Source organism: Orrella sp. 11846 (assembly GCF_048820935.1).
Taxonomy (GTDB): Bacteria; Pseudomonadota; Gammaproteobacteria; order Burkholderiales; family Burkholderiaceae_B; genus Algicoccus.
In genome coordinates this window covers 42,188-63,912 of record NZ_JBMERD010000011.1, presented here as the reverse complement: position 1 = coordinate 63,912, position 21,725 = coordinate 42,188, and the positions used below count along the sequence as shown (strand labels likewise).

Sequence of the window (21,725 nt, the reverse complement as noted above, 5' to 3'; positions counted from 1 at the left end):
TTTGGCTTTAAGCCATCATCCTTTAGAAGCAATTTCACGGGCCAGATATTGGCCCGTGAGGCTTTCTGGGTTTTGCATGATGGTCTCAGGTGTGCCTTGAGCGATGATCTGACCACCACCTTGCCCACCCTCAGGCCCCATGTCGATCACCCAGTCAGCGACCTGAATGACGTCCAGATTGTGCTCAATCACGACAACCGTATTCCCAGCAGTGACCAATCGGAACAAAACCTGTAACAACAGATCGATGTCTTTCAGATGCAGACCTGTCGTGGGTTCATCGAGGACGTACAGTGTTTTACCGCTGCCGCGTTTTGATAATTCCAAAGAGAGTTTGATGCGCTGTGCTTCGCCGCCAGACAATGTGGTGGCACTTTGTCCTAAGCGAATGTAGGACAAGCCTACATCCATGAGGGTTTGTAAACGACGTGCAATGGCTGGGACTGCTTCAAAGTAGGGCAACGCTTGCTCAATGGTGAGGTCTAAGACTTCGTGAATGTTGAGACCTCGATAACGAATTTCGAGCGTTTCGCGGTTGTAGCGTTTGCCGTGACAGACATCGCAAGGCACATACATGTCCGGTAAAAAGTGCATTTCAACTTTGACAACGCCGTCACCCTGACAAGCCTCACAACGACCGCCTTTTACGTTGAAACTAAAGCGGCCTAAATCGTAGCCACGTGCACGGGCCTCTGGCACACTGGCAAACAGCTCTCGAATGGGTGTAAAAAGTCCGGTGTATGTGGCTGGGTTACTGCGTGGTGTGCGGCCAATGGGGCTTTGATCGACGCGAATCAGTCGCTCAAATTGTTCAATACCAATCAGATCTTCGTAAGGCGCGGCCGGTGTTTTAGCTCGATTTAGAATATTGGCTGCTGCGATGGCCAATGTGTCATTGATGAGTGTGGATTTGCCGGAGCCAGACACGCCAGTGACACAAACAAACTGTCCGATCGGAATGGATAAATCGACGTTTTTGAGGTTGTGACCTGTGCAGCCCGTGAGTTTAAGCCAACTTTGGTTTTCATCATCGACTGAGACTGGAGGTTGGGCTGGGCGTGAAATTTGAATATGCTTTTTGCCAGACAGGTATAGGCCGGTTTCAGAATTTGGGTCAGACAGAATGTGTGCAGGTGTGCCTTCTGAGACAACGCGACCACCGTGCTCACCTGCGCCAGGCCCCATGTCAATCACCCAATCTGCTGCCAGAATCATGTCTTTATCATGTTCCACCACAAGGACGCTATTGCCTAAGTCACGAAGATGAGTCAAGGTGGCGATTAAACGGTCGTTGTCACGTTGATGCAGGCCAATGGAGGGCTCATCTAGAACATACATGACACCCGTCAACCCTGAGCCAATCTGACTCGCTAGTCGGATGCGCTGGGCTTCACCGCCTGAGATGGTGTCTGCGCGCCGATCGAGTGCCAGATAGGTCAGTCCGACATTATTTAGAAATGTCAGTCTTGCTCGGATTTCTCGCACAATGCGGTCAGCGACATCTTGGCGCGCCCCTTCAAGCTGCAGTTCATCAAACCAGTGCTGACAATCCAGCAAAGGCATGGCTTCGACTTCGTAAATGGCTTTGTCACTGATCAGAACATGGCGCGCTTCGGTGCGTAATCGCGAGCCATGGCAATCCGGACAATCGCGTGTGACTCGAAACTGACTGAGGGTTTCACGCACAGCGCTGGAGTCGGTTTCTCGCCAGCGTCGTTCCAGGTGCGGAATAATGCCTTCAAATGGATGCTCTTCGAGTTGAGTCGTTCCGGTGGGGCTGATATACAGAAACGGAATGTCCTGATCGCCTGAGCCGTTCAGAACGAGTTGCTGAATGGAATCGGGCAATTCTTCCCAAGGTGTTTCTAGATCAAACTCAAAGTGATTGGCCAAACTGTTGAGCATGCCAAATGTCATGGCGTTGCGTCGATCCCAGCCGTAGATCGCACCGGCGGATAGACTCAATGACGGAAAGAGCACCACGCTTTGCGGATCAAAGACATCGACGTGGCCTAATCCATCACAGCTTGGACAGGCGCCGGCCGGATTGTTAAAACTAAAAAGCCGTGGCTCGAGCTCGGACAGTGTGTATTCACATTCAGGACAGGCGTAGCGACTAGAAAAGGTATGTTGCGATTTGTCGTCTAGGTTATGGATGATGACTTTGCCATCGCTCAAGCGGATGGCGTTTTCTAGGCTGTCTGCGAGACGAACCTGATTGTCTGGTTTGATCCGTAAGCGATCCACGACCACGTCCAGATCAAACTCAGCCATTTCCGGTAACTCAGGAATTGGATCAAGTGTGAATGTTTCACCATTTAATTGAACCCGGACGTAGCCTTGTGCCTGAAATGCGCGCAACATTTCATCGGGTTGTCCCGCTTGCGCCCGGGCAACTGGTGCCAAGATGACAATCCGTTGGTCGGCAGGCCATGACAAAATGGTATCGACCATTTGGCTGATACTGCTAGCTTGAAGTGGAATCAGGTGTTCAGGACAAAACGGTGTGCCGACTCGAGCATATAACAAGCGCAGGTAGTCATGAATTTCGGTGATGGTGCCAACGGTCGATCGAGGATTGTGACTGCCGGATTTCTGCTCGATGGCAATGGCTGGTGAAAGACCTTCAATCAAGTCAACATCGGGTTTTTCGAGTCGTTGTAGGAATTGTCTGGCGTAAGCCGATAAGCTTTCGACATAGCGACGCTGACCTTCGGCATAAAGGGTGTCAAATGCCAAAGAAGACTTACCTGAACCGGATAATCCAGTAATGACAACGAGTGACCTGCGCGGCAAGTCGACAGAGATGTTTTTGAGATTATGGGTGCGAGCACCGCGAACACGAATTTGATCCATTGAGCCTGATGGTAGTGTCATTAAGGGTAACGACAAAAAATTTTGAGTAACTTGTTACTATAACTCGCCTAAGTTCGACACCCTTACGTATTGCCTTGACTCATGAATACACCCGCCCGTCTTTCCCTGAATCCCGTTGAACGCAGTGCCAGTGTCTGGCTAGCTGGATTATTTGCAACCCGAATGTTGGGTTTGTTCTTGTTGTTACCGGTTTTTGCGGTGGCTGCGCAGACGCTGGAAGGTGGTATGGATGCGACACAGGTGGGTCTTGCGTTGGGCGCTTATGGACTGACCCAAGCTGTGATGCAGATTCCATTTGGGATGGCCTCGGATCGCATCGGCAGAAAACCCATCGTGCTGTTTGGTCTAACCCTGTTTATTGTGGGTAGCGTCATTTGTGCGGTCTCTGACAGTCTTTGGGGTGTCACGATTGGACGTGCAGTGCAAGGCTCTGGTGCAATCTCGGCTGCGATTACAGCTTGGTTGGCCGATATTATTCGACCCGAAGTTCGTACACGTGCAATGGCTATGGTGGGTGCCTCGATCGGATTGTCATTTGCGATCTCGCTGGTGATTTCACCTTTAATTGTTGGCTGGGGCGGTCTGGAAGGTTTGTTCTGGGTCATTACGGCGCTTGGTGTTGCAACCTTTATTGTGGCGGCCACGCGCATTCCTGTGGTTCCTAGGGCTGTGGTGCAAATGGAGCGTGGCCATACTCGCCAAGTGCTGACCAACGGCGGTTTGGTTCGACTAAATGTGGGTGTGTTTTGTTTGCATTTGAGTCAGGTGGCGCTGTTTGTGGTGGTGCCCCCTTTGCTCGTGGAGTATGGCGATATCCAAGCAGATCAATTGTGGTTTGCGTATCTGCCGGTCATTCTCGTGTCTTTTGTACTGATGATACCGATTGTGATCATCACAGAAAAGCGGCGCCAACATGTAGGCGTTTTAAAACTGTGTGTTATTTTGTTGCTGGTGGTGGGTTTAGGCTTGGCCTTTGGCACAAGTGGCTGGTGGTCTTTGGTGTTCTGGTTGTTGCTGTTTTTTGTGGCGTTTAACGTGCTTGAAGCGCTCCAGCCGTCACTGGCATCCCGTCTGGCGCCGGAGTCCTTGCGAGGTCTTACGTTAGGGGTTTACAACACGACCCAGGCCGTTGGTTTGTTTCTTGGGGGTGCCTTAGGTGGTTGGTTGGCTGCGACACAGGGTACGCAGTCTGTGTTCTTCGCCATTGCTGCATTGAGTTTATTCTGGTTGATTGTGACTTGGTCAATGAAGCCAATCTCAATGCATGCGCGCCAAACGGAATCAACCGAAACAGCCGTGTAATTTTACGAGTAGTCAGATGGACTTGAATGTTGCAAGATAGTGAAATTCGCAAACGCGGTCGTCTGACGTACACTCACATTATGTTGACAGCAGTGGTGGGTTAAAAAACTGATTGTCGGTTAGATCACTGTGTCTTGTCCCTATTTATTCAGGAGGAAGATCGAGATGGCATCGGTCAATAAAGTTATTCTTGTCGGTAATCTGGGCCGTGATCCAGAAATTCGCCATAGCGCGAATGGTGCCGCGATTTGCAATCTGTCGATCGCGACAACCCGAAATTATCGGGATCCGTCGACCGGTGATCGTCGGGATGAGACCGAATGGCATCGGGTTGTGATGTTTGGCCGTTTGGCAGAAATTGCAGGTGAATATTTGCGCAAAGGTCGTCCTGTTTACATTGAAGGGCGATTGCAGACCCGTAAGTGGCAAAACCGAGAAGGCCAAGACCAGTACACAACTGAAATCGTGGCTGAACAGATGCAGATGCTTGGCGGAAGAGATAGTGGTGGATCGGACTATGGTGGCGGTTCTGATTATGGTCGCAGCGATGACGGTTATTCGCAGGAACCACGTCGTCAGCCAGCACAACCCACGCAACGTCCAGCAGCGCCTGCATCAAGTAGCGCAGCGAACTTAGGTGATATTGACGACGATATTCCGTTCTAGAAACTAGAATAAATCATCGTGTATGGTTAAATTTCCCAGTCGATCCTTGTGTGATTTACTGGGATTTTTTTATGAGTGGAAAAACCTTGCGTGAGCATTTCGAAGCAATCAACCATCGGGATGCGATTTTGTTTGTGAAGGAATGCGTTCAAGATCCACAGCCATTCGATGAATGGACAATCAAGTCCTTACATCAGCTGATTCTGAAAAAATATTGATCCTGACAACGCAGGACGTTATCGTCAGCAAAATGTTTTGATGGCAGGGGCAGAACATCGTCCCCCAGATGCTGTGCTTGTGCCTGAGCAGATGCAGGAATTTATAGATTGGTGTCACCACGATGGCCAGCAGATGCACCCTGTCGAACGCGCTGCACGTGTGCATGGTGAACTCGTCAGAATTCATCCTTTCATTGATGGGAAGGGTCGCACGGTTCGCCTATTGATGAATTTAGAGTTGATGAAGGCGGGTTTTTCGGCGACGGTTATTTAGGTCGAGCAACGTTTAGCCTATTACGAAACACTAGATAAAGCGCACTGTCGTGGTGATTATCAGGACTTAAACCGTTTGCTGGTTGAATGCGTCGTCCTTAGTTTCGAGCCATATTGGTTTGCCTTGGGTGTGCAGCCACGGTGAATTTTGATTGTCACAATGGCCTCATCAGTTATTTGGTTACCGTTGCTCGATTCATCACTCGCTGGCTTTCAAAATCAATCTGTCCCTCGATATGCTGAGCGATTGATTTCAACTCTTTCAGAACATTAGACAGGTGATCACCCACCATTCTTTGCGAAATAGCGCTCGCACTCACGGATGCAAATGGATAGCCCGCTTTGTCACGTATGGCGACGGCAACTGTGGTCGCACCAAGGGCTGGCATGACTCGCACAACATAGCCTGAAATTCGAGCCATTGCGACTTCCTCAGCCACGCTTGCCAGACTGCGACCGACTTCAAGATAGTGGGCGGCGTGCTGAGAGAGTAGTTCGTTCGCATCTTGCTCAGGCATGGCGGCCATGACAGCTAAGCCGCTTGCGCCCACACCGATTGGGCGGTTGGTGCCGACTTCGGTGATTAGGGTTTTGATGGGGAAAGAGCCTGATGCCCGTGCCAGGCAGTGCATATCGTTGCCGCTACGAACCAGAAAGAAAACGGTATCCCCAGTTTTATTTGCTAATGCTTCAATTTGTGTCTCGCTGATCGATAACAAATCGAAACGTTCTCCAGCGATGCGGCCAAGCTCCACTAGGAGTGAGCCCAGTACATAGCGTTTGTCTTCAGGACGTTGGTAAACCATGCCGACATCAACCAATGCTTGTAGCAATCTGTGAACCGTTGGGCCCGCCAGACCGGTTTGACGGGCAAGATCGGTCATACCAATGCCATCGCGATTGGAAGCCGCTAATCCCATGAGTACATCGACCATACGGTAGATAAGTTGAGCACCAGGTCGCATCATAAAACTCCATATAGTGGATAATAAATCAATTATTCATCCATTTGTTGACAGTCGCTTAACTGAATGATTCAATACACAGATAGTTTTCTAGTTATTAATCCATATTGTGGAGTTTTTATGTTAACACATATTCCATCCCCGACATCAGCCGGCACACGCTTCAGACAGGCTCTCCAGGAAGAGTCTCCTTTGCAGATCATTGGCGCGATTAATGCGTACGCAGGTTTGATGGCCAAGCAAGTTGGTTTCCGTGCGTTGTACCTTGCAGGCGCTGGTGTGGCCAATGCTTCTTATGGACTCCCAGATTTGGGTGTGACAACAATCAATGACGTGTTGACAGATTTGCGAAAGCTCTCTGATGCAACTGACTTGCCAATTCTGGTTGATGTAGATACTGGGTTTGGGGGTGCTTACTCGATTGCTCGTTTGGTCCGTGGCCTGATTAAAGATGGTGCAGGTGCAATGCACATGGAAGATCAAGTAGCACTCAAACGTTGTGGCCATCGTCCAGGTAAAGAGATTGTCTCAAAAGATGAGATGCTGGATCGAATCAAAGCAGCTGTTGATGCACGTTATGACGAAAACTTCGTCATTGTGGCTCGCACAGACGCACTTGCAATTGAAGGATTGGATGGTGCGATTGATCGCGCAAGTGCTTATATTGAAGCAGGTGCAGACATGATCTTTGCTGAAGCCTTTACAGAGCTTGATCAGTATCGCAAGCTTGCAGATGCCTTGAATAAGCCTTATTCCGTGCTGGCAAATATTACAGAGTTCTCCAAAACACCTAGCTTCACAACTGATGAACTTCGTGACGCCGGCGTGTCGGCTGCACTGTATCCTCTGTCAGCCACACGTGCGATGAATGCAGCCGCCTTGAAAGTCTATGAAACGGTTCGTGCAGAAGGTACGCAAAAAGATGTTCTGAACATTATGCAAACCCGTGAAGATTTGTATAGCTTCCTGAACTATCACGAGTACGAGCGCAAAATCGACGAATTGTTTGCAGCCAAGAAATCCAGCTAAGTCTATTTGACTTGGAAGAGAGACAGGAGGAGACATATGAAATCCTTAGTAAAAAATTTGCTTTGCGTGGGTACTTTAGGTTTGATGACCGTGATGACACCCGTGTCTGCACAAAACTATCCGACAGATCCCATTAAGTTTGTGGTTCCATTCAAAGCGGGCGGGGGAACGGATGTGGTGGCCCGAATCGTGGCCGAACACATGACCAAAGAGTTAGGGCAACCCGTGGTGGTGGATAACAAGCCTGGCGCAAACGGTATTGTGGGAACCAAAGCGGGTGCAACGGCAAACCCAGATGGTTATACGCTGACGTTTGTGTTGCAAGCCACCATGGCACTTAACCCCAGCTTATACAAAGCGACAAACTACGATCCAGAGAATGATTTTGCAGCAATCTCACAACTGGCGAGTGTGCCCTATGTTGTGGTGGCAAATCCCGGATTGGGCGTCAAAACAGTCGAAGATCTCGTTGCGATGGCAAAAGCCAAACCCGGTGAAATTGATTTTGCGAGCGGTGCCTCGGCAGCTTACTTAGCGTCCTTGTTGTTCCAGAAAACCATGGGTATTGAAATGACGCATATCCCTTATCCTGGTTCAGGCCCAGCCTTAACGGATGTGATGGGCGGTCGTGTCAATATCATGCTTTCAAGTCCAGTGTCCGTCTTGCCGCATATCAATAGTGGGAAGCTGGTGCCATTGGCAGTGACAAGCCCACAGCGAGTGCCGTCACTCCCTGATGTACCTACGATCGCCGAGCTGGGCTTCCCAGAATTTGAGGTATCAGGTTGGTACGGTATGTCTGCACCCAAAGGAACACCGAAAGAAGTCCTCAATCGCCTGAACGAATCAGTCCAAAAAGCGTTGGCTGATGAAAAAGTACAAGCTAGTTTTGCGGGTGTCGGTGTCGGGGTACAGGGATCCACACCAGAAGAGTTTCAAGCACTGATTGCATCCGAAGGCAAGCGCTGGTCGGAGCTGATTAAAGAAGCGGGTATCGAAGCGCAATAAAAATCGTTATCGGCAGATCGATGTCTAGCCAGCACATGACTAGAAAGATTTGATAAAAACCAAACATTGGTCTGCCGATAACGCTTAACGTCAAGGAATCAAAATGCCTCACGCATGGATTGAGTATTCAAAAAACATTAAAGATCGTTCAGAAATTAAAACTCTAAAACACACGGTATATCGCAGCGCACTGGAGAGTGGGATTTTTCCGGTGGGAGGCGTTCGAGTGCGCTCACAGATGATTGACGATTACATCGTGGGTGATGATCATCCGGACAACAGCTTTGTGCACATTGTTTTGCGGATTGGCGCAGGTCGTGATTTGGAAACCAAGAAAAAAGCTGCAGACATGATTTTTGAAGCAGTTAAAGCTCATCTCAAACCTTTGCATGAGGCTGTGCCTTTGGCCGTGGCCTTTGAGGTTCAGGAGATGAGTGCTGATCTGAATTACAAGTACAACAATTTGCACGAATACATTAAAAACCGACAAGGTTAAGGGTTGGGGTTGGTGTTAGGAATTGGGGTTAGGGATCCACTTCGCCAATCCAGTCGTTTTCATTCTTTCGGGTATTTGCACATTCAAGCCACGAATTCATTCAACAAGCAGGAGTACACGCGTTGAAAAAGCTTATTAGTTTTTATGCCGCAGGGCAAAATCGTTTTGGGATTTTGCACGACAAGGACATTACCGATTTATCCACCAAAACGGGTTATGCGAGCCTGCGCGATCTCATTGCGGCAGGGGATCGAGATGCGTTGAGTGCAACCCGAACGGTGGATTTCAATGAAGACGAAGTGCAGTTTTTGACGCCTGTGCCCAACGCCGACAAAGTGTTGTGTATTGGCGTGAACTACGCCAATCGTAATGCAGAGTACAAAGACGACTCAGCACTGCCTAAGTATCCTAGCCTCTTTACCCGTACCAACTCTTCGCTGGTTGGGCAAGATCAGCCCTTGATGCTGCCCCCTGAGTCTGAGCAGTTTGACTATGAGGGCGAGATCGTGCTGGTGATTGGTAAGGCGGGTCGCCGCATCTCCCAAGAAGACGCGATGAGCCACGTGTTTGGCTTGACCTTGTGCAATGAAGGCAGTGTGCGCGATTGGATGCGCCACGGTAAATTTAACGTCACTCAAGGCAAGAACTTTGATGCTTCTGGCTCCATGGGTCCTTGGATTGTGCCCATTGAAGACATGCCTGATTTGTCCGACTTGTCGTTAAAGACGTATGTGAATGATGAACTGCGCCAATCAGACACAACGGCCAACATGATCTTCCCCTTTGCCTATCTGATCAGTTACCTGTCCACGTTTATGACGTTGTTGCCCGGTGATTTGATTGTGACGGGGACGCCCACGGGTTCGGGTGCACGCTTTGATCCTCCGAAATATTTGAAAGACGGTGATGTGGTGCGTGTTGAGGCGACAGGCCTTGGTGTATTACAGAATACGGTTAGACGCGAAACAGTTTGAGCGTCTTAGCTCAAGTCCTTCATTTAATTCGCTCAAGGGAGAGACAACCTCATGATGACCGCAGACGAGATTCAACAAGCCGCCGCCAGTCTGGAGCAAGCCGAGCTCACACGCCAACAAGTGGCTTTGCTTAGTCAAACCTATCCATCCATGGATATGCAAGACGCCTATCGGATTCAGGATGCTTGGGTTCAGCGCAAGATTGCCAGCGGTGACCCCCAAGTCGGTTTAAAGATTGGGCTGACCTCGCGCGCGATGCAGCAGGCTTTGAACATCACGACCCCAGACTCCGGTGTCTTGCTAGAAAGCATGCGCATTCAGGATGGTGAGGTGATTGCGGCTGATCGCTTCATTGCGCCAAGGATTGAAGCCGAATTGGCGTTCATCATGAAAGCCGATGTCTCACCCAACCCTTCGCTCTATGAAGTGCTCAATGCCACCGACTTTGTGGTGCCGGCCTTAGAGGTTCTGGATACTCGTGTTCAACGCAAAGATGCCAAGACCGGTCAGATGCGCAATGTCTACGACACGATTGCGGACAATGCGGCCAACGCAGGGTTTTTGCTCGGTGGTAAACCGATCCGTGTGGACAATCTGGACTTGCGCTGGATTGGTGCGATTGTGAGCGTGAATGGTCAGGTCGAAGAGACAGGGCTGGCTGCAGGGGTGATGAACCATCCGGCTCAGGGCTTGGTGTGGTTGGCACAGCGCCTGGCAACCTATGGAGAAGCGATTCGCGCTGGGCAAGTCGTCTTGTCGGGTTCCTTCATTCGTCCTCTTGAAGCCCCTCCCGGTACAACCATCACTGCAGACTACGGCCCATTGGGTACGATTAGCTGCCATTTCGCACAAGGATAATCACAGATGCAAGCACCTCGAAATCGCTTTAAACACGCGATCAATGCGTCGCAGCGTCAGATTGGCTTGTGGGTGGCGTTAGGGCATGCCAATGGCGCAGAGTTACTCGCCTCCACTGGCTATGACTGGTTACTCATCGATCTTGAACATGCCCCGAATGATTTACGCAGTGCAGTGGCCCAAATGCAGGCCATGGCGGCTTCGGGCGTGACACCCGTGATTCGTCCACCCATTGGGGAAACCTGGATGATTAAACAGATTCTGGATGCCGGTTGCCAGACTTTGTTGATCCCAATGGTGGAAAGTGCTGAGCAAGCCCAAGCCTTGGTGCAAGCCATGCATTACCCACCCCGCGGTGTGCGAGGCGTGGGTGCGGCACTGGCTCGAGCCTCGCAGTATGGGGGTCTGAGCGACTATCTGCGCACTGCCGATGATGAAGTCTGTTTGTTGCTACAAGTAGAAAGCCAGAAAGGACTTGATGCGCTTGACGACATCTTAAAAGTTGAAGGGGTTGATGGGGTCTTTATTGGTCCAGCGGATTTAGCGGCGGACATGGGTTATTTGGGTAACCCAACGGTTGAGCCTGTGGTCAAAGCCGTCGAAGAGGCGTTGATTAAGATTAAAGCAGCCGGACAAAAGGCAGGGATCTTAACAAGTGATCCGAACTTGTTGCGCCGAGCTGATGAAATTGGTGCCGAGTTTATTGCGATTGGATCGGATGTGGGCTTGTTACGCGTGGCAGCGGCCCAAGCTTTGAACAGCTTTAAAGCGATGACGCAGCCCAAGTAAATCATCATCTAATTAAAAAACATCGGCTCCGTGAGTACATTTCACGGAGCCGATGTTTTTATGAGTATTCAAACGTGCAATGTAACTGTCACGCTGAACCCTTGTGGTAAAGATGAAATTTAAGCCTGCTGATCGGGATCTTGCAGCGTGATAATCGCATCTACTGCATAAGCACCCTGACCCTCGGGCATGGCAAAGACTGGGTTCAAGTCGATTGATTCCAATCTGGGACCTGCGGCAACGGCAAATGCAGAGAGTTGTGACAGCATTTTGGCCAACGCTTTGATGTCAGCGACTGGTCTGCCGCGTGCACCCAACAGCAGCGGTGCACCCTTGATGCTACGAATCATTGTCTCGGCGACATCTTCACCAAAGGGGCAACGGTGTAGAACTACGTCCTCTAGAATCTCCACAAAGATTCCACCCAGACCAAACATGGCCATCGGTCCAAAGACGGGGTCGCGATGGATTCCCAAAATACATTCCACACCACCAGACAGCTGTTTGGCAACGAGCACGCCTTCAATATTGGCATTTGGAACGGCTTGTCGGCCTCGGGCAATTAGGGTGTCAAATCCTTCACGTACAGCGTCATCCCCTTCGATGTTCAGTAAAACACCACCGATTTCAGATTTGTGAAGAATATCAGGTGAGAGGATTTTCATGACCACTGGGCCACCAATCTCTTGGGCGGCAGCGACAGCCTCATCGACTGTGGCGCAGGCTTTTTCAGGGGCACTTGCAATGCCTGATTTAGCCAGCAATTGTTTGGCTTGCGCTTCGGACGGGTTGGTTGCAGGTAACTCAACCGCATCAAGGACGGGAGCAGCTTGTCGTTCTGCGCGCTCAAATGCTTCCCCAAACTGTCCCATGGCATGAATGGCAGCGACTGCACGACTAGGATCTTCAAAAATCGCAAAGCCGTCTCGCTCGTATTCACGCATTTGTTCACGTGATCCCATGGCCGCTAAAACAAACAAGCGATCTGGATAGGCATCACGAATTTTCTTCAGCTCTTTACGCAGACGCTCACCTGTACTGGGGGCACTGGTGGTGTAAGTAAAGAATCCAAGAATGGATTTATAGCCACCATCTTTCACCAATGAGTCGGTGAACAGATGTGCCAGATTCATGTCGTTTAGCACCTGCGCAGTCGTGTCCACTGGGTTGCGAGGGGAGGCGTAAGGCAGGATTTCAATCAGTTTCTTTTGTGCATCTTCTGGCATGGCGGGCATGGGCAGGCCGAGCATTTCAGCTGCGTCGCTGATGATGACCCCAGCACCACCACTGACGGTAATCACACCCAGTGAGTTGTCGGCTGGGAAGATGCCGTGGGTCGCCAGTCGTGCGATGTCGAGCATTTGTTCAGTTGTATCGACACGAATCACGCCCAACTCACGCATGACAGCATCGAACACCTTGTCGTCACCAGCAATCGAGGCGGTGTGCGACTGTGCGGCAGCACCACCCACTTCACTGCGTCCGACTTTCATCATGACGACAGGTTTTCTTTTGCGACGAGCTTGTTCTAAAGCCTCAACTAAGACATCCGATTGGCGAATGCCTTCTGCGTACAGTGCGATAACGCGGGTTTTAGGGTCATTAACAACCATCTGCACCATATCGCCAAGTGACAGATCGGCTTCGTTCCCCGTCATCACGGCGGCTGACAAACCAATGTCGTTGGCCACAGCCACCGCCATCAAGTGCGCACCATACGCACCCGATTGACTCACAATCGCAACATGGCCTGGTTCTGGGAAACCGAGTTCCAGACCCGTGGCAAACGTACCGTAAAAATGAGTTTGTGGGTTGAGCATGCCCAGAGAGTTTGGGCCAAGCAATCGCATGCCGTGTTCACGAGCGGCTTGGGCCATTTCATCCTGAAGCTTGGCGCCTTCTTCACCTGTTTCTGCAAAACCTGCGCTAAAGAGAATCGCGCCACCAGTACCTTTCTCTGCCAAAGCTTTGATCGTATCCAGCGCAGCGGCAGCCGGCACGGCCACAATCGCGATATCGGGCACTTCGGGTAGTGCTTGCACGCTGGGATAGCTTTTAAGACCTTGAACGGTGTCGCGGTTAGGGTTCACCGGCAGAATGGTGCCTGCAAAACCTTGCTTAAGCATATAAGCGATGGGTTTGCCACCGATACGGCTGGCATCGTTTGATGCGCCAATGACGGCAACGGTTTTGGGGTTGAGCAAGCGAGATAAATCAGTGGCAACGGACATGTTTTCCTCGAAATGTGAATATTCAGTTGAGTTTAGGAACGAATCGCACTGGTTGCCATCCATTTTGACAAAGGATGGCTTCAGCTACACGGCAGGCTTTAGCGTTTTCTGGCAATGAGATCAACGAGTGATGACATACCACGATGACCCTCACCTTCATCCAGCACTGCGTCATATTCTTCCAGCATCAGGATGTCCATGTCTGAAAACGCGGTCTCCAGCAGTTCCTTGGTGTACAAATTCTCTGGCGTGCTTGGCCCACCGGTGCGGTATTCCAGCTGCTTGAGTCCGTAGCCTTGCAATATCATCAGACCACCGGGTTTAAGGGCTTGTTTCATGCCCTCAAATAGTGTGTCTCGGAGAGTGGGGCCTGCAAACTGAATAAAGATGGCAATGACCGCATCAAACTCGTGTTCAGACCAGTTCCAATTCGATAAGTCAGCCGTTTCGATGTGTAAAGTGACACCACGTTCTTTGGCAAGTTTGCGCGCTTTTTCTGTGGCAGCCGGGGCTGCATCGACTGACCAAGTGTCAAAGCCTTGTTCGGCCAGCCAGACGCCATTGCGCCCTTCACCATCAGCCACGGCCAGCACACGCTGACCAGGTTTGAGGTGTTGGGCAGCTTGCTTGGCCATGAATTGGTTTGGTTTTGTGCCAAACACATAATCATCAGTTGATAAAAAACGATCATTCCAGCGAGAGACAGCGGGGTTCATGGTCATAAAAAACAGCCTTTAAAGCAATCAAGCAAAAATAAATACAAACACAAAAAAGCGACCCCGTAGGATCGCCTTATTTCAAAATTACAGAACTTTCATCATCCAATGATGCGGATCTGCGCGACGCCCATACTGGATGTCAGTTAGTTCCTGACGTAGTGACATAGTCAACTCACCCGCCGGCGCATTAGGCTCACCCACGGTAAAGCTTTCGCCTTTGATCATGCGAATTGGGGTGATGACAGCGGCTGTTCCGCAGGCAAATGCTTCACTGATGTCGCCAGAGCGCAGACCTTCCAGCATTTCATCGAGTGAAATCTTTCTTTCGACCACTTCATGACCGCGATCCTTGGCCAGTGTGATGATGCTGTCACGGGTCACGCCTTCAAGGATGCTGCCGGTCAGGGACGGTGTTAGCAAGGTGCCGTCACGTTTCACGAGAAACAAATTCATGCCGCCTAGCTCTTCAAGGTATTTGCCTTCTTGGGAGTCCAAAAACAGGACTTGCGAACAGTCATGGCGAGAGGCTTCTTGTTGTGGGAGCAACGATGCGGAGTAGTTTCCACCACATTTGGCAGCACCTGTGCCCCCTCTAGCAGCCCGCGAGTGTTCTTGAGAGACCCAAATGTTCACGGGTGCAACACCTTGCGGAAAATAAGCACCGGCAGGGGAAGCAATCACATAGTAGGCAGCGCGCTGAGCCGCTCTGACACCTAAGAATCGCTCGTTGGCAATCATGAACGGACGCAGGTATAAACTGGTTTCCGGTGCGCTGGGGACCCACATATCATCCACACGGATTAATGCTTTGATTGATTCCAAAAACAAATCTTCGGGGAGTGGGGGCAAAGCCAGACGTTCAGCGGAGCGTTGCATGCGCAGACCGTTTTCCAAAGGTCTAAAAATCCAGATGGATCCATCGGCATGACGGTAGGCTTTGAGCCCTTCAAAGATTTCTTGGGCGTAATGCAAAACTGAGGATGCCGGATCGATTTGCAAGGGACCATAAGGTTGGACACGTGCATCGTGCCAGCCTTGTTGTGCGGTCCAGTCAATGGCGACCATGTGATCCGTAAAGTTCACCCCAAAACCGGGGTTCGCGAGAATTTTCTGACGCAGATCGTCGTTTTGGCGATGAGTGGATTCAGTGATGTCAAAAACTAGGGGAGCAGCTGAGTTCATGTTCTTCTACGTGGTCAAAATCAAAAGGAATCGGCGGTTTTATGATGTAACCGGTGTTTTTAGGTTCGCAAACGGCATAATCTGATGACAGCATATGCTTTTATACAGAAAATGCGAGCATCATAGGGAAATGGTGGCATATGAAACATGACACGACTTCAATCACCAAGGCTGGAGATTTTGATGACATTGTGATCGGTGCCGGCACGGCGGGTTGCCTTTTGGCAAACCGACTGAGTGCCGATCCGCAGCGTCGGGTATTACTACTCGAAGCTGGCGGCCCCGATAACTATCACTGGATCCACATTCCGGTTGGTTACTTGTATTGTATAGGGAATCCCCGCACAGACTGGTGTTACACCACCCAAGTGCAAACAGGTCTGAACGGGCGGGCCCTAGGCTATCCGCGCGGACGCGTTTTAGGTGGGAGCTCCTCGATTAATGGCATGATCTACATGCGAGGCCAACGTGAAGACTATGACGGCTGGCGTGATCTAGGTAATCCAGGCTGGGGTTGGGACGATGTGTTGCCGATCTTTAAAGCGATGGAAGACCATCACAAAGGGGCAAGTCCTTGGCACGGCAGTGGCGGCCCGTGGCGCGTCGATCAGCAACGACTGTCGTGGGAAATTTTAGATGCGGTTCAGGAAGCAGCACGTCAGGCTGGGATTGAGCCGATTGAAGACTTTAACCGTGGTGACAATGAGGGTAGTGGTTATTTTGAAGTGAATCAGCGTCGGGGCTGGCGATGGAATACTTCAAAAGCTTTTCTACGACCTGTCAAAGATCGCACCAATCTGACCGTGATGACAGGTGCACGTGTCGAGCGTCTCTTGTTTGATGATCAAAAGCGCGTAACCGGCGTAGTTTTTGTGCGTGAAGGTCAGCGCCAACAAGTCGGTTGTCGGGGTGAGATTGCGTTGAGTGCAGGTGCGATCGGCAGTGTGCAGATCCTGCAAGCCTCAGGGATCGCAGCAGGTTCGTTGCTACAAAAGTTTGGTATTGAGCAAGTGCACGAATTGCCGGGTGTGGGGCAGAACCTTCAAGACCATTTGCAATTGCGTATGGTGTATCGAGTTCGAGATGTGTTGACTTTGAATCAACAGGCTGCGAGCCTCTGGGGGCGGTTCAACATGGGTCTACAGTATGCTTTGTTCCGTAGAGGACCACTGAGTATGGCGCCCTCACAGCTGGGAATTTTTACGCGCTCAGATCCTAATCAAAATCGTGCCAATGTGGAATATCACGTGCAACCATTGTCACTAGAAAAGTTTGGTGAACCTTTGCATCAGTTTCCGGCTTTCACAGCTTCTGTGTGTAACTTGCGTCCAACGAGCCGCGGAACGATTCAGATTGTGTCACCGAACACAGAAGTCGCCCCTTCGATTGATTGCAATTATTTGGCAACTGAAGAAGATCGTCAGGTGGCGATTGACAGTATTCGTTTGACACGCAAGATCGTCTCGCAAAGTGCACTCGCTCGTTATCACCCTGAAGAAGTCTTGCCAGGTGCGAGTCTTTTGAAGGATGATGATTTAATCAAAGCAGCGGGTGATATCGGAACGACAATTTTTCATCCGGTCGGCACCTGCAAAATGGGCCATGATCCCATGGCCGTTGTGGATAGTGATTTGCGTGTCCATGGTGTGCAAGGATTGCGTGTGGCCGACGCCTCTGTGATGCCGACCATCACATCCGGTAATACCAACTCACCGACCCTAGTGATTGCACAGAAAGCAGCTGATGCCATGCTGGCCGCCCGAAACAATGAGGGAGTAACTGTATGACTCAATCGGACATGAGTGTGCCTGTAAAACGATGCGATGTGGCCATTTTGGGTGGTTTGATTATTGATGGAACAGGCGCGCCCAGATATGCAGGGGATGTGTTTTTAAAAGACGGTCGAATCGTGGCTATGGGTGCCGACCAGTCGGACTGGCAGGCGGATATGACGTTGGATGCCAGTGGGTGTGTGGTGGCGCCGGGGTTTGTGGACGTCCATACGCATGATGATCGAGCCGTTTTGGTGTCAGAGCAGATCTTGCCAAAACTGTCACAAGGGGTGACTACGGTTGTGACCGGAAACTGCGGGTTAAGCGTTGCCCCCTACAAAAAGTCGGAGACACCGCCGCCATTGGATTTGATTCTGGAACAAATGGATTTGGGTCAGCAGCCACAGCGCTATGCCACCTTTGAGCAGTACATGCAGGTTTTAGAGAATGCAGATTTGGCGGTGAATGTGGTGCCGCTGGTTGGTCACACATCATTGCGAGTGCAGGCTGTTCAAGATTTAAATCGACCCGCCGATAAAGCGGAAACGGCACAAATGCGTGACTGGGTTGAAGAAGCCATGCAGGCAGGTGCTTGGGGGATGTCTTCGGGTGTTTTCTATCCCCCAGCAAAGGCTGCAACCACTCAAGAGTTAATTGAGGTAGGTCGTCCTTTAACAGCCGCCAAAGGACAGTATGTCACGCATTTGCGCGATGAAGGCAATCAGATTCTGGAGGCGATGGCGGAAGCTTTTGAGGTGGGCCGAGCGTTGGATATTCGAGTTGTGCTCTCTCACCATAAGGTGGTGGGGGTGGCCAATCATGGACGATCTCGTGAAACACTGGCCGCTATACTTGAAGCTGCTCAAACGCAGCCAGTTGCTTTGGATTGTTATCCGTATCATGCTTCTTCAACGATGTTGCATCCAGATTTGCTTGTGCGAGCCAAACGAACACAGGTGACTTGGTCGACACCACACCCGGAAATGACTGGACAGATGCTGGATGACATTGCTCAGATGTGGGGCGTGACAGAGAAAGAGGCTGCGCAGCGACTTGTACCGGGCGGTGCGATTTATTACGCCATGGATGAGCAAGATGTCCAGGCGATTCTGTCGTTTGACAACACGATGATCGGATCAGATGGAATTGCCCATGATATTCGTCCCCATCCTCGCTTATGGGGCACATTTCCGCGCGTGCTCGGTCATTACAGTCGAGATATAGGATTGTTTGATCTGGAGACCGCGGTCCATAAGATGACTGGATTGCCAGCCAATAATTTTGGGTTGATCGACCGAGGTGTCTTACGTGAAGGTGCCTGGGGTGATGTGGTGATTTTTGATCCTGAGACGATTCAGGATAGGGCAAGCTTTGAAAACCCAGTTTCTCCCAGTGCTGGAATTCGGTCGGTGTTGGTCAACGGAAAACTGACGTTTACACCCGGGCATGAACTCACCCCTGGGGGAGGACAAGTCTTACGAAGACCGTGAATCCCGTCTGTCTAGTAAAAGCGGGGTAAAATTGACGGCTTTTCTATGGGGACAGGTCTGGTTTCAAGGTCCCGTTTCAGATCCTGATTAGAAGGAGTGGCTCGTGCCCATCTATGCTTACCGTTGCGCATCTTGCGGACATGAAAAAGATGTTTTACAGAAGATGTCAGATCCTATCCTGATTGATTGTCCATCCTGTGGTCAGTCCACGTTTGAGAAACAAGTGACTGCAGCAGGTTTTCAATTAAAAGGGACTGGTTGGTATGTGACCGATTTTCGTGGTGGTTCTGGAAGCTCGGGTGGCTCTGCAGGGTCGTCTGAAGGCGCAGCCGCGAGCACATCGTCTGATACATCGAGCAGTGCCTCTGTAGGTTCTGCATCGAGCACAACGGATGCTTGATTCAGTGGCTGGATGTGCCATGACTTCTCTCATGAACGACTCACCGAAATATTGCCATGCGTGCATTTAAAAATTATCTCATAGCTGGATTTCTGATCTGGGCACCTTTGATCATTTCGGTCTGGGTCGTCGTGACGCTGGTTGCGATGTTCGAAGAGTTGTTGCCTGAATCATTGTCTGCAAAAGCCCTATTCGGTGTGGATGTGCCGGGTATGCGGTTTTTAATTGTGTTGGTGGTGTTGTTGCTCACCGGTGCATTGACGGCCAATTTCATTGGTCAAGCGATTTTGAATCGATGGGAGCGTTTGCTTGGACGTATCCCGCTGGTGCGATCGATTTACAATTCGGTTAAACAGGTGGGTGACACGGTGTTGGCACCCAATGGCGAGGCCTTTCGTCAGGCCGTTTTAGTTGAGTTCCCGCGCCAAGGGGCATGGACGATTGCGTTTGTGACGGGTGCACCCAGCGGTGAAACGAAGCAACATTTGCAAGCTGATTACGTCAATGTGTACGTTCCCACGACACCGAACCCGACTTCAGGTTATTTTTTAATGGTGCCTAGATCCGACATCGTGGAGCTCAAAATGAGCGTGGATGCCGCACTTAAACATATTGTTTCGATGGGTGTGGTCGCACCGCCCCCATCTATCCCTCAGGAGTAGTACCGAATGCGTACTTGTTATACCGGTCAGATTGATACGTCCCATCTTGGGCAAACCGTTACTTTATATGGGTGGGTGAACCGCCGTCGAGATCATGGTGGTGTGATCTTTATTGATATGCGTGATCGTGAAGGTCTGGCGCAAATTGTTTTTGATCCTGAGAATGCGCAATCTTTTGAAATTGCTGAGCGCTTGCGCAATGAATATTGCATCAAAATCACAGGCTTGGTGCGTGACCGTCCTGAAGGAACCGTGAACCCAGATCTGGCATCCGGGGCCGTAGAAGTGCTGTGCCAAGAAATTGAAATTCTGAATGCGTCAGTGACCCCACCGTTTCAGCTCGATGATGACAACTTGTCAGAAACAACACGTTTGACGCACCGCGTGATTGATCTGCGTCGCACTGAAATGCAAAACAATTTGATGCTGCGCTATCGAGTGACGATGGCCGTGCGTCAGTTTTTAGATAAGCTCGGATTTATCGACATTGAGACCCCTGTACTCACTAAAAGTACGCCTGAAGGCGCACGGGATTATTTGGTGCCATCGCGTGTGAATCCGGGTGAGTTTTTTGCATTGCCTCAGTCACCCCAGCTCTTTAAGCAAATGCTGATGGTGTCGGGTTTTGACCGTTATTATCAGATCACCAAGTGCTTCCGTGATGAAGACTTGCGCGCTGACCGTCAGCCTGAATTTACACAGATTGACTGCGAAATGTCCTTTTTGAATGAAGAGGAAATTCGCGAAATCTTTGAGAACATGATTCGTCAAGTTTTCAAGGACGTCAAGCAAGTTGATCTCGATGCCACGTTCCCTTGCATGCCCTATGCTGAGGCGATGGCACGCTTTGGTTCAGACAAACCTGATTTACGTGTGAAGCTTGAGTTCACCGATTTGTCCGATGTGATGAAAGACGTTGAGTTCAAGGTGTTCTCACAGCCTGCCCAGTCTGATTCAGGTCGTGTGGTGGCCTTACGCGTCCCGGGTGGTGCTGAACTGTCCCGAGGTGAAATTGATGCTTACACGCAATATGTAGGCATTTACGGTGCGCGTGGCTTAGCGTGGATCAAAGTCAACGATTTGTCGAAAGGTCGTGAGGGCCTACAGTCTCCCATCGTTAAAAACTTGCACGATCAGGCCCTTGAGCAAATGATTGAGCTCACAGGCGCACAAGATGGTGACATCCTCTTTTTTGGTGCAGATCGTGCCAAAGTGGTCAACGATGCCATGGGTGCTTTGCGTGTCAAGATCGGACACAGTGAGTTTGGACGTCAGAAGGGCCTCTTCGAAGAAGGTTGGAAGGCGCTTTGGATCGTTGATTTCCCCATGTTTGAATATGATGAAGAAGCTGGTCGTCATGTGGCTGCTCACCATCCGTTTACCAGCCCCAAAGATGGTCACGAAGACTATCTAACCAGCGATCCGTCTAAAGCGTTGGCCAAAGCCTATGACATGGTCATTAATGGTTGGGAAGTGGGTGGTGGTTCGGTTCGTATTTATCAAGAAGCGGTTCAGAGCAAAGTGTTCCGTGCCCTTAAAATCGATGAAGAGCAAGCGCGTAACAAGTTTGGTTTCTTGCTGGATGCTTTGCGCTACGGTGCGCCCCCACACGGTGGGATTGCATTTGGTTTAGACCGTTTAGTGACTTTGATGTGCGGTGCGGACTCCATCCGTGATGTGATCGCTTTCCCCAAAACCCAGCGTGCACAGTGCTTGCTGACACAGGCGCCATCCCCCGTGGATGAGAAGCAGCTCAAAGAGTTGCATATTCGTCTGAGAACGCCTGCTGTGACACCTGGTCAAACGGCGTAAAT

General features: G+C 50.5%; 20 protein-coding genes. 15 read left to right on the top strand and 5 right to left on the bottom strand.

Features of this window, described 5'->3' with window-relative positions:
- Nucleotides 1–15: 15 nt before the first annotated feature.
- The gene (uvrA, locus tag ACOI06_RS10305) at nucleotides 16–2,856 is read right to left on the bottom strand and encodes an excinuclease ABC subunit UvrA (RefSeq protein WP_420662491.1); all 2,841 of its coding nucleotides are present in this window, start codon (nucleotides 2,854–2,856) and stop codon (nucleotides 16–18) included.
- 102 nt (nucleotides 2,857–2,958) lie between these two features.
- Here uvrA and ACOI06_RS10300 point away from each other — a divergent pair, with 102 nt between their 5' ends.
- The 4 genes from ACOI06_RS10300 to ACOI06_RS10285 all read left to right on the top strand — a co-directional run bounded on the left by ACOI06_RS10300 (nucleotide 2,959) and on the right by ACOI06_RS10285 (nucleotide 5,337).
- Nucleotides 2,959–4,179, top strand: coding sequence for an MFS transporter (locus ACOI06_RS10300; RefSeq protein ID WP_420662490.1), 1,221 nt, complete (start codon nucleotides 2,959–2,961; stop codon nucleotides 4,177–4,179).
- Nucleotides 4,180–4,344: 165 nt separating this feature from the next.
- Nucleotides 4,345–4,845, top strand: coding sequence for a single-stranded DNA-binding protein (gene ssb, locus ACOI06_RS10295; RefSeq protein WP_420662489.1), 501 nt, complete (start codon nucleotides 4,345–4,347; stop codon nucleotides 4,843–4,845).
- Nucleotides 4,846–4,916: 71 nt separating this feature from the next.
- Nucleotides 4,917–5,063 (top strand): hypothetical protein, encoded by a 147-nt coding sequence (locus ACOI06_RS10290; RefSeq protein ID WP_420662488.1) that lies wholly within the window; start codon nucleotides 4,917–4,919, stop codon nucleotides 5,061–5,063.
- A complete protein-coding gene (locus ACOI06_RS10285; protein ID WP_420662539.1) occupies nucleotides 5,059–5,337 on the top strand; it encodes a Fic family protein in 279 nt (92 codons plus the stop codon). The genes ACOI06_RS10290 and ACOI06_RS10285 overlap by 5 nt, the downstream gene beginning before the upstream one ends.
- A 172-nt stretch (nucleotides 5,338–5,509) precedes the next feature.
- Here the strand turns inward: ACOI06_RS10285 and ACOI06_RS10280 are convergent, their stop codons facing one another.
- Complete coding sequence (locus ACOI06_RS10280; RefSeq protein ID WP_420662487.1) at nucleotides 5,510–6,304, bottom strand: IclR family transcriptional regulator; 795 nt, start codon at nucleotides 6,302–6,304, stop codon at nucleotides 5,510–5,512.
- Between the two features lie 117 nt (nucleotides 6,305–6,421).
- Between ACOI06_RS10280 and prpB the strand changes: the two genes are divergently transcribed.
- The 6 genes from prpB (at nucleotide 6,422) to ACOI06_RS10250 (ending at nucleotide 11,455) form a co-directional block, all read left to right on the top strand.
- Nucleotides 6,422–7,330 (top strand): methylisocitrate lyase, encoded by a 909-nt coding sequence (prpB, locus tag ACOI06_RS10275; RefSeq protein ID WP_420662486.1) that lies wholly within the window; start codon nucleotides 6,422–6,424, stop codon nucleotides 7,328–7,330.
- Nucleotides 7,331–7,366: 36 nt separating this feature from the next.
- A complete protein-coding gene (locus ACOI06_RS10270; protein ID WP_420662485.1) occupies nucleotides 7,367–8,338 on the top strand; it encodes a Bug family tripartite tricarboxylate transporter substrate binding protein in 972 nt (323 codons plus the stop codon).
- A 103-nt stretch (nucleotides 8,339–8,441) separates the two neighbouring features.
- Complete coding sequence (locus tag ACOI06_RS10265; RefSeq protein ID WP_420662484.1) at nucleotides 8,442–8,834, top strand: 5-carboxymethyl-2-hydroxymuconate isomerase; 393 nt, start codon at nucleotides 8,442–8,444, stop codon at nucleotides 8,832–8,834.
- Nucleotides 8,835–8,956: 122 nt separating this feature from the next.
- Complete coding sequence (locus ACOI06_RS10260; RefSeq protein WP_420662483.1) at nucleotides 8,957–9,808, top strand: fumarylacetoacetate hydrolase family protein; 852 nt, start codon at nucleotides 8,957–8,959, stop codon at nucleotides 9,806–9,808.
- A gap of 51 nt (nucleotides 9,809–9,859) precedes the next feature.
- Complete coding sequence (gene hpaH / locus ACOI06_RS10255; RefSeq protein WP_420662482.1) at nucleotides 9,860–10,666, top strand: 2-oxo-hept-4-ene-1,7-dioate hydratase; 807 nt, start codon at nucleotides 9,860–9,862, stop codon at nucleotides 10,664–10,666.
- A gap of 6 nt (nucleotides 10,667–10,672) precedes the next feature.
- On the top strand, nucleotides 10,673–11,455 hold the full coding sequence (locus tag ACOI06_RS10250; protein WP_420662481.1) for an aldolase/citrate lyase family protein: 783 nt from the start codon (nucleotides 10,673–10,675) through the stop codon (nucleotides 11,453–11,455).
- Nucleotides 11,456–11,574: 119 nt separating this feature from the next.
- Here ACOI06_RS10250 and ACOI06_RS10245 read toward each other — a convergent pair whose 3' ends face one another.
- The 3 genes from ACOI06_RS10245 to ACOI06_RS10235 form a co-directional block, all read right to left on the bottom strand.
- A complete protein-coding gene (locus ACOI06_RS10245; RefSeq protein ID WP_420662480.1) occupies nucleotides 11,575–13,686 on the bottom strand; it encodes an acetate--CoA ligase family protein in 2,112 nt (703 codons plus the stop codon).
- 98 nt (nucleotides 13,687–13,784) lie between these two features.
- Nucleotides 13,785–14,408 (bottom strand): SAM-dependent methyltransferase, encoded by a 624-nt coding sequence (locus tag ACOI06_RS10240; RefSeq protein ID WP_420662479.1) that lies wholly within the window; start codon nucleotides 14,406–14,408, stop codon nucleotides 13,785–13,787.
- An 81-nt stretch (nucleotides 14,409–14,489) separates the two neighbouring features.
- Nucleotides 14,490–15,587 (bottom strand): branched-chain amino acid aminotransferase, encoded by a 1,098-nt coding sequence (locus ACOI06_RS10235; protein ID WP_420662477.1) that lies wholly within the window; start codon nucleotides 15,585–15,587, stop codon nucleotides 14,490–14,492.
- Between the two features lie 140 nt (nucleotides 15,588–15,727).
- On the opposite strand from ACOI06_RS10235, the gene ACOI06_RS10230 reads away from it, so the two are divergent.
- From ACOI06_RS10230 to aspS, 5 genes are all read left to right on the top strand, one after another.
- Entirely contained in the window at nucleotides 15,728–17,374 is a 1,647-nt protein-coding gene (locus ACOI06_RS10230) for a GMC family oxidoreductase (RefSeq protein ID WP_420662476.1), read from the top strand.
- Nucleotides 17,371–18,849 (top strand): N-acyl-D-amino-acid deacylase family protein, encoded by a 1,479-nt coding sequence (locus ACOI06_RS10225; protein ID WP_420662475.1) that lies wholly within the window; start codon nucleotides 17,371–17,373, stop codon nucleotides 18,847–18,849. Before ACOI06_RS10230 ends, ACOI06_RS10225 begins: the two co-directional genes overlap by 4 nt.
- A 103-nt stretch (nucleotides 18,850–18,952) precedes the next feature.
- Nucleotides 18,953–19,249 carry an FmdB family zinc ribbon protein gene (locus ACOI06_RS10220; RefSeq protein WP_420662474.1) on the top strand — a complete coding sequence of 99 codons (297 nt, stop codon included), beginning with the start codon at nucleotides 18,953–18,955 and terminating at the stop codon, nucleotides 19,247–19,249.
- A 56-nt stretch (nucleotides 19,250–19,305) separates the two neighbouring features.
- Nucleotides 19,306–19,911, top strand: coding sequence for a DUF502 domain-containing protein (locus ACOI06_RS10215; RefSeq protein WP_420662473.1), 606 nt, complete (start codon nucleotides 19,306–19,308; stop codon nucleotides 19,909–19,911).
- A gap of 6 nt (nucleotides 19,912–19,917) precedes the next feature.
- The gene (gene aspS / locus ACOI06_RS10210) at nucleotides 19,918–21,723 is read left to right on the top strand and encodes an aspartate--tRNA ligase (RefSeq protein WP_420662472.1); all 1,806 of its coding nucleotides are present in this window, start codon (nucleotides 19,918–19,920) and stop codon (nucleotides 21,721–21,723) included.
- Nucleotides 21,724–21,725: the final 2 nt, after the last annotated feature.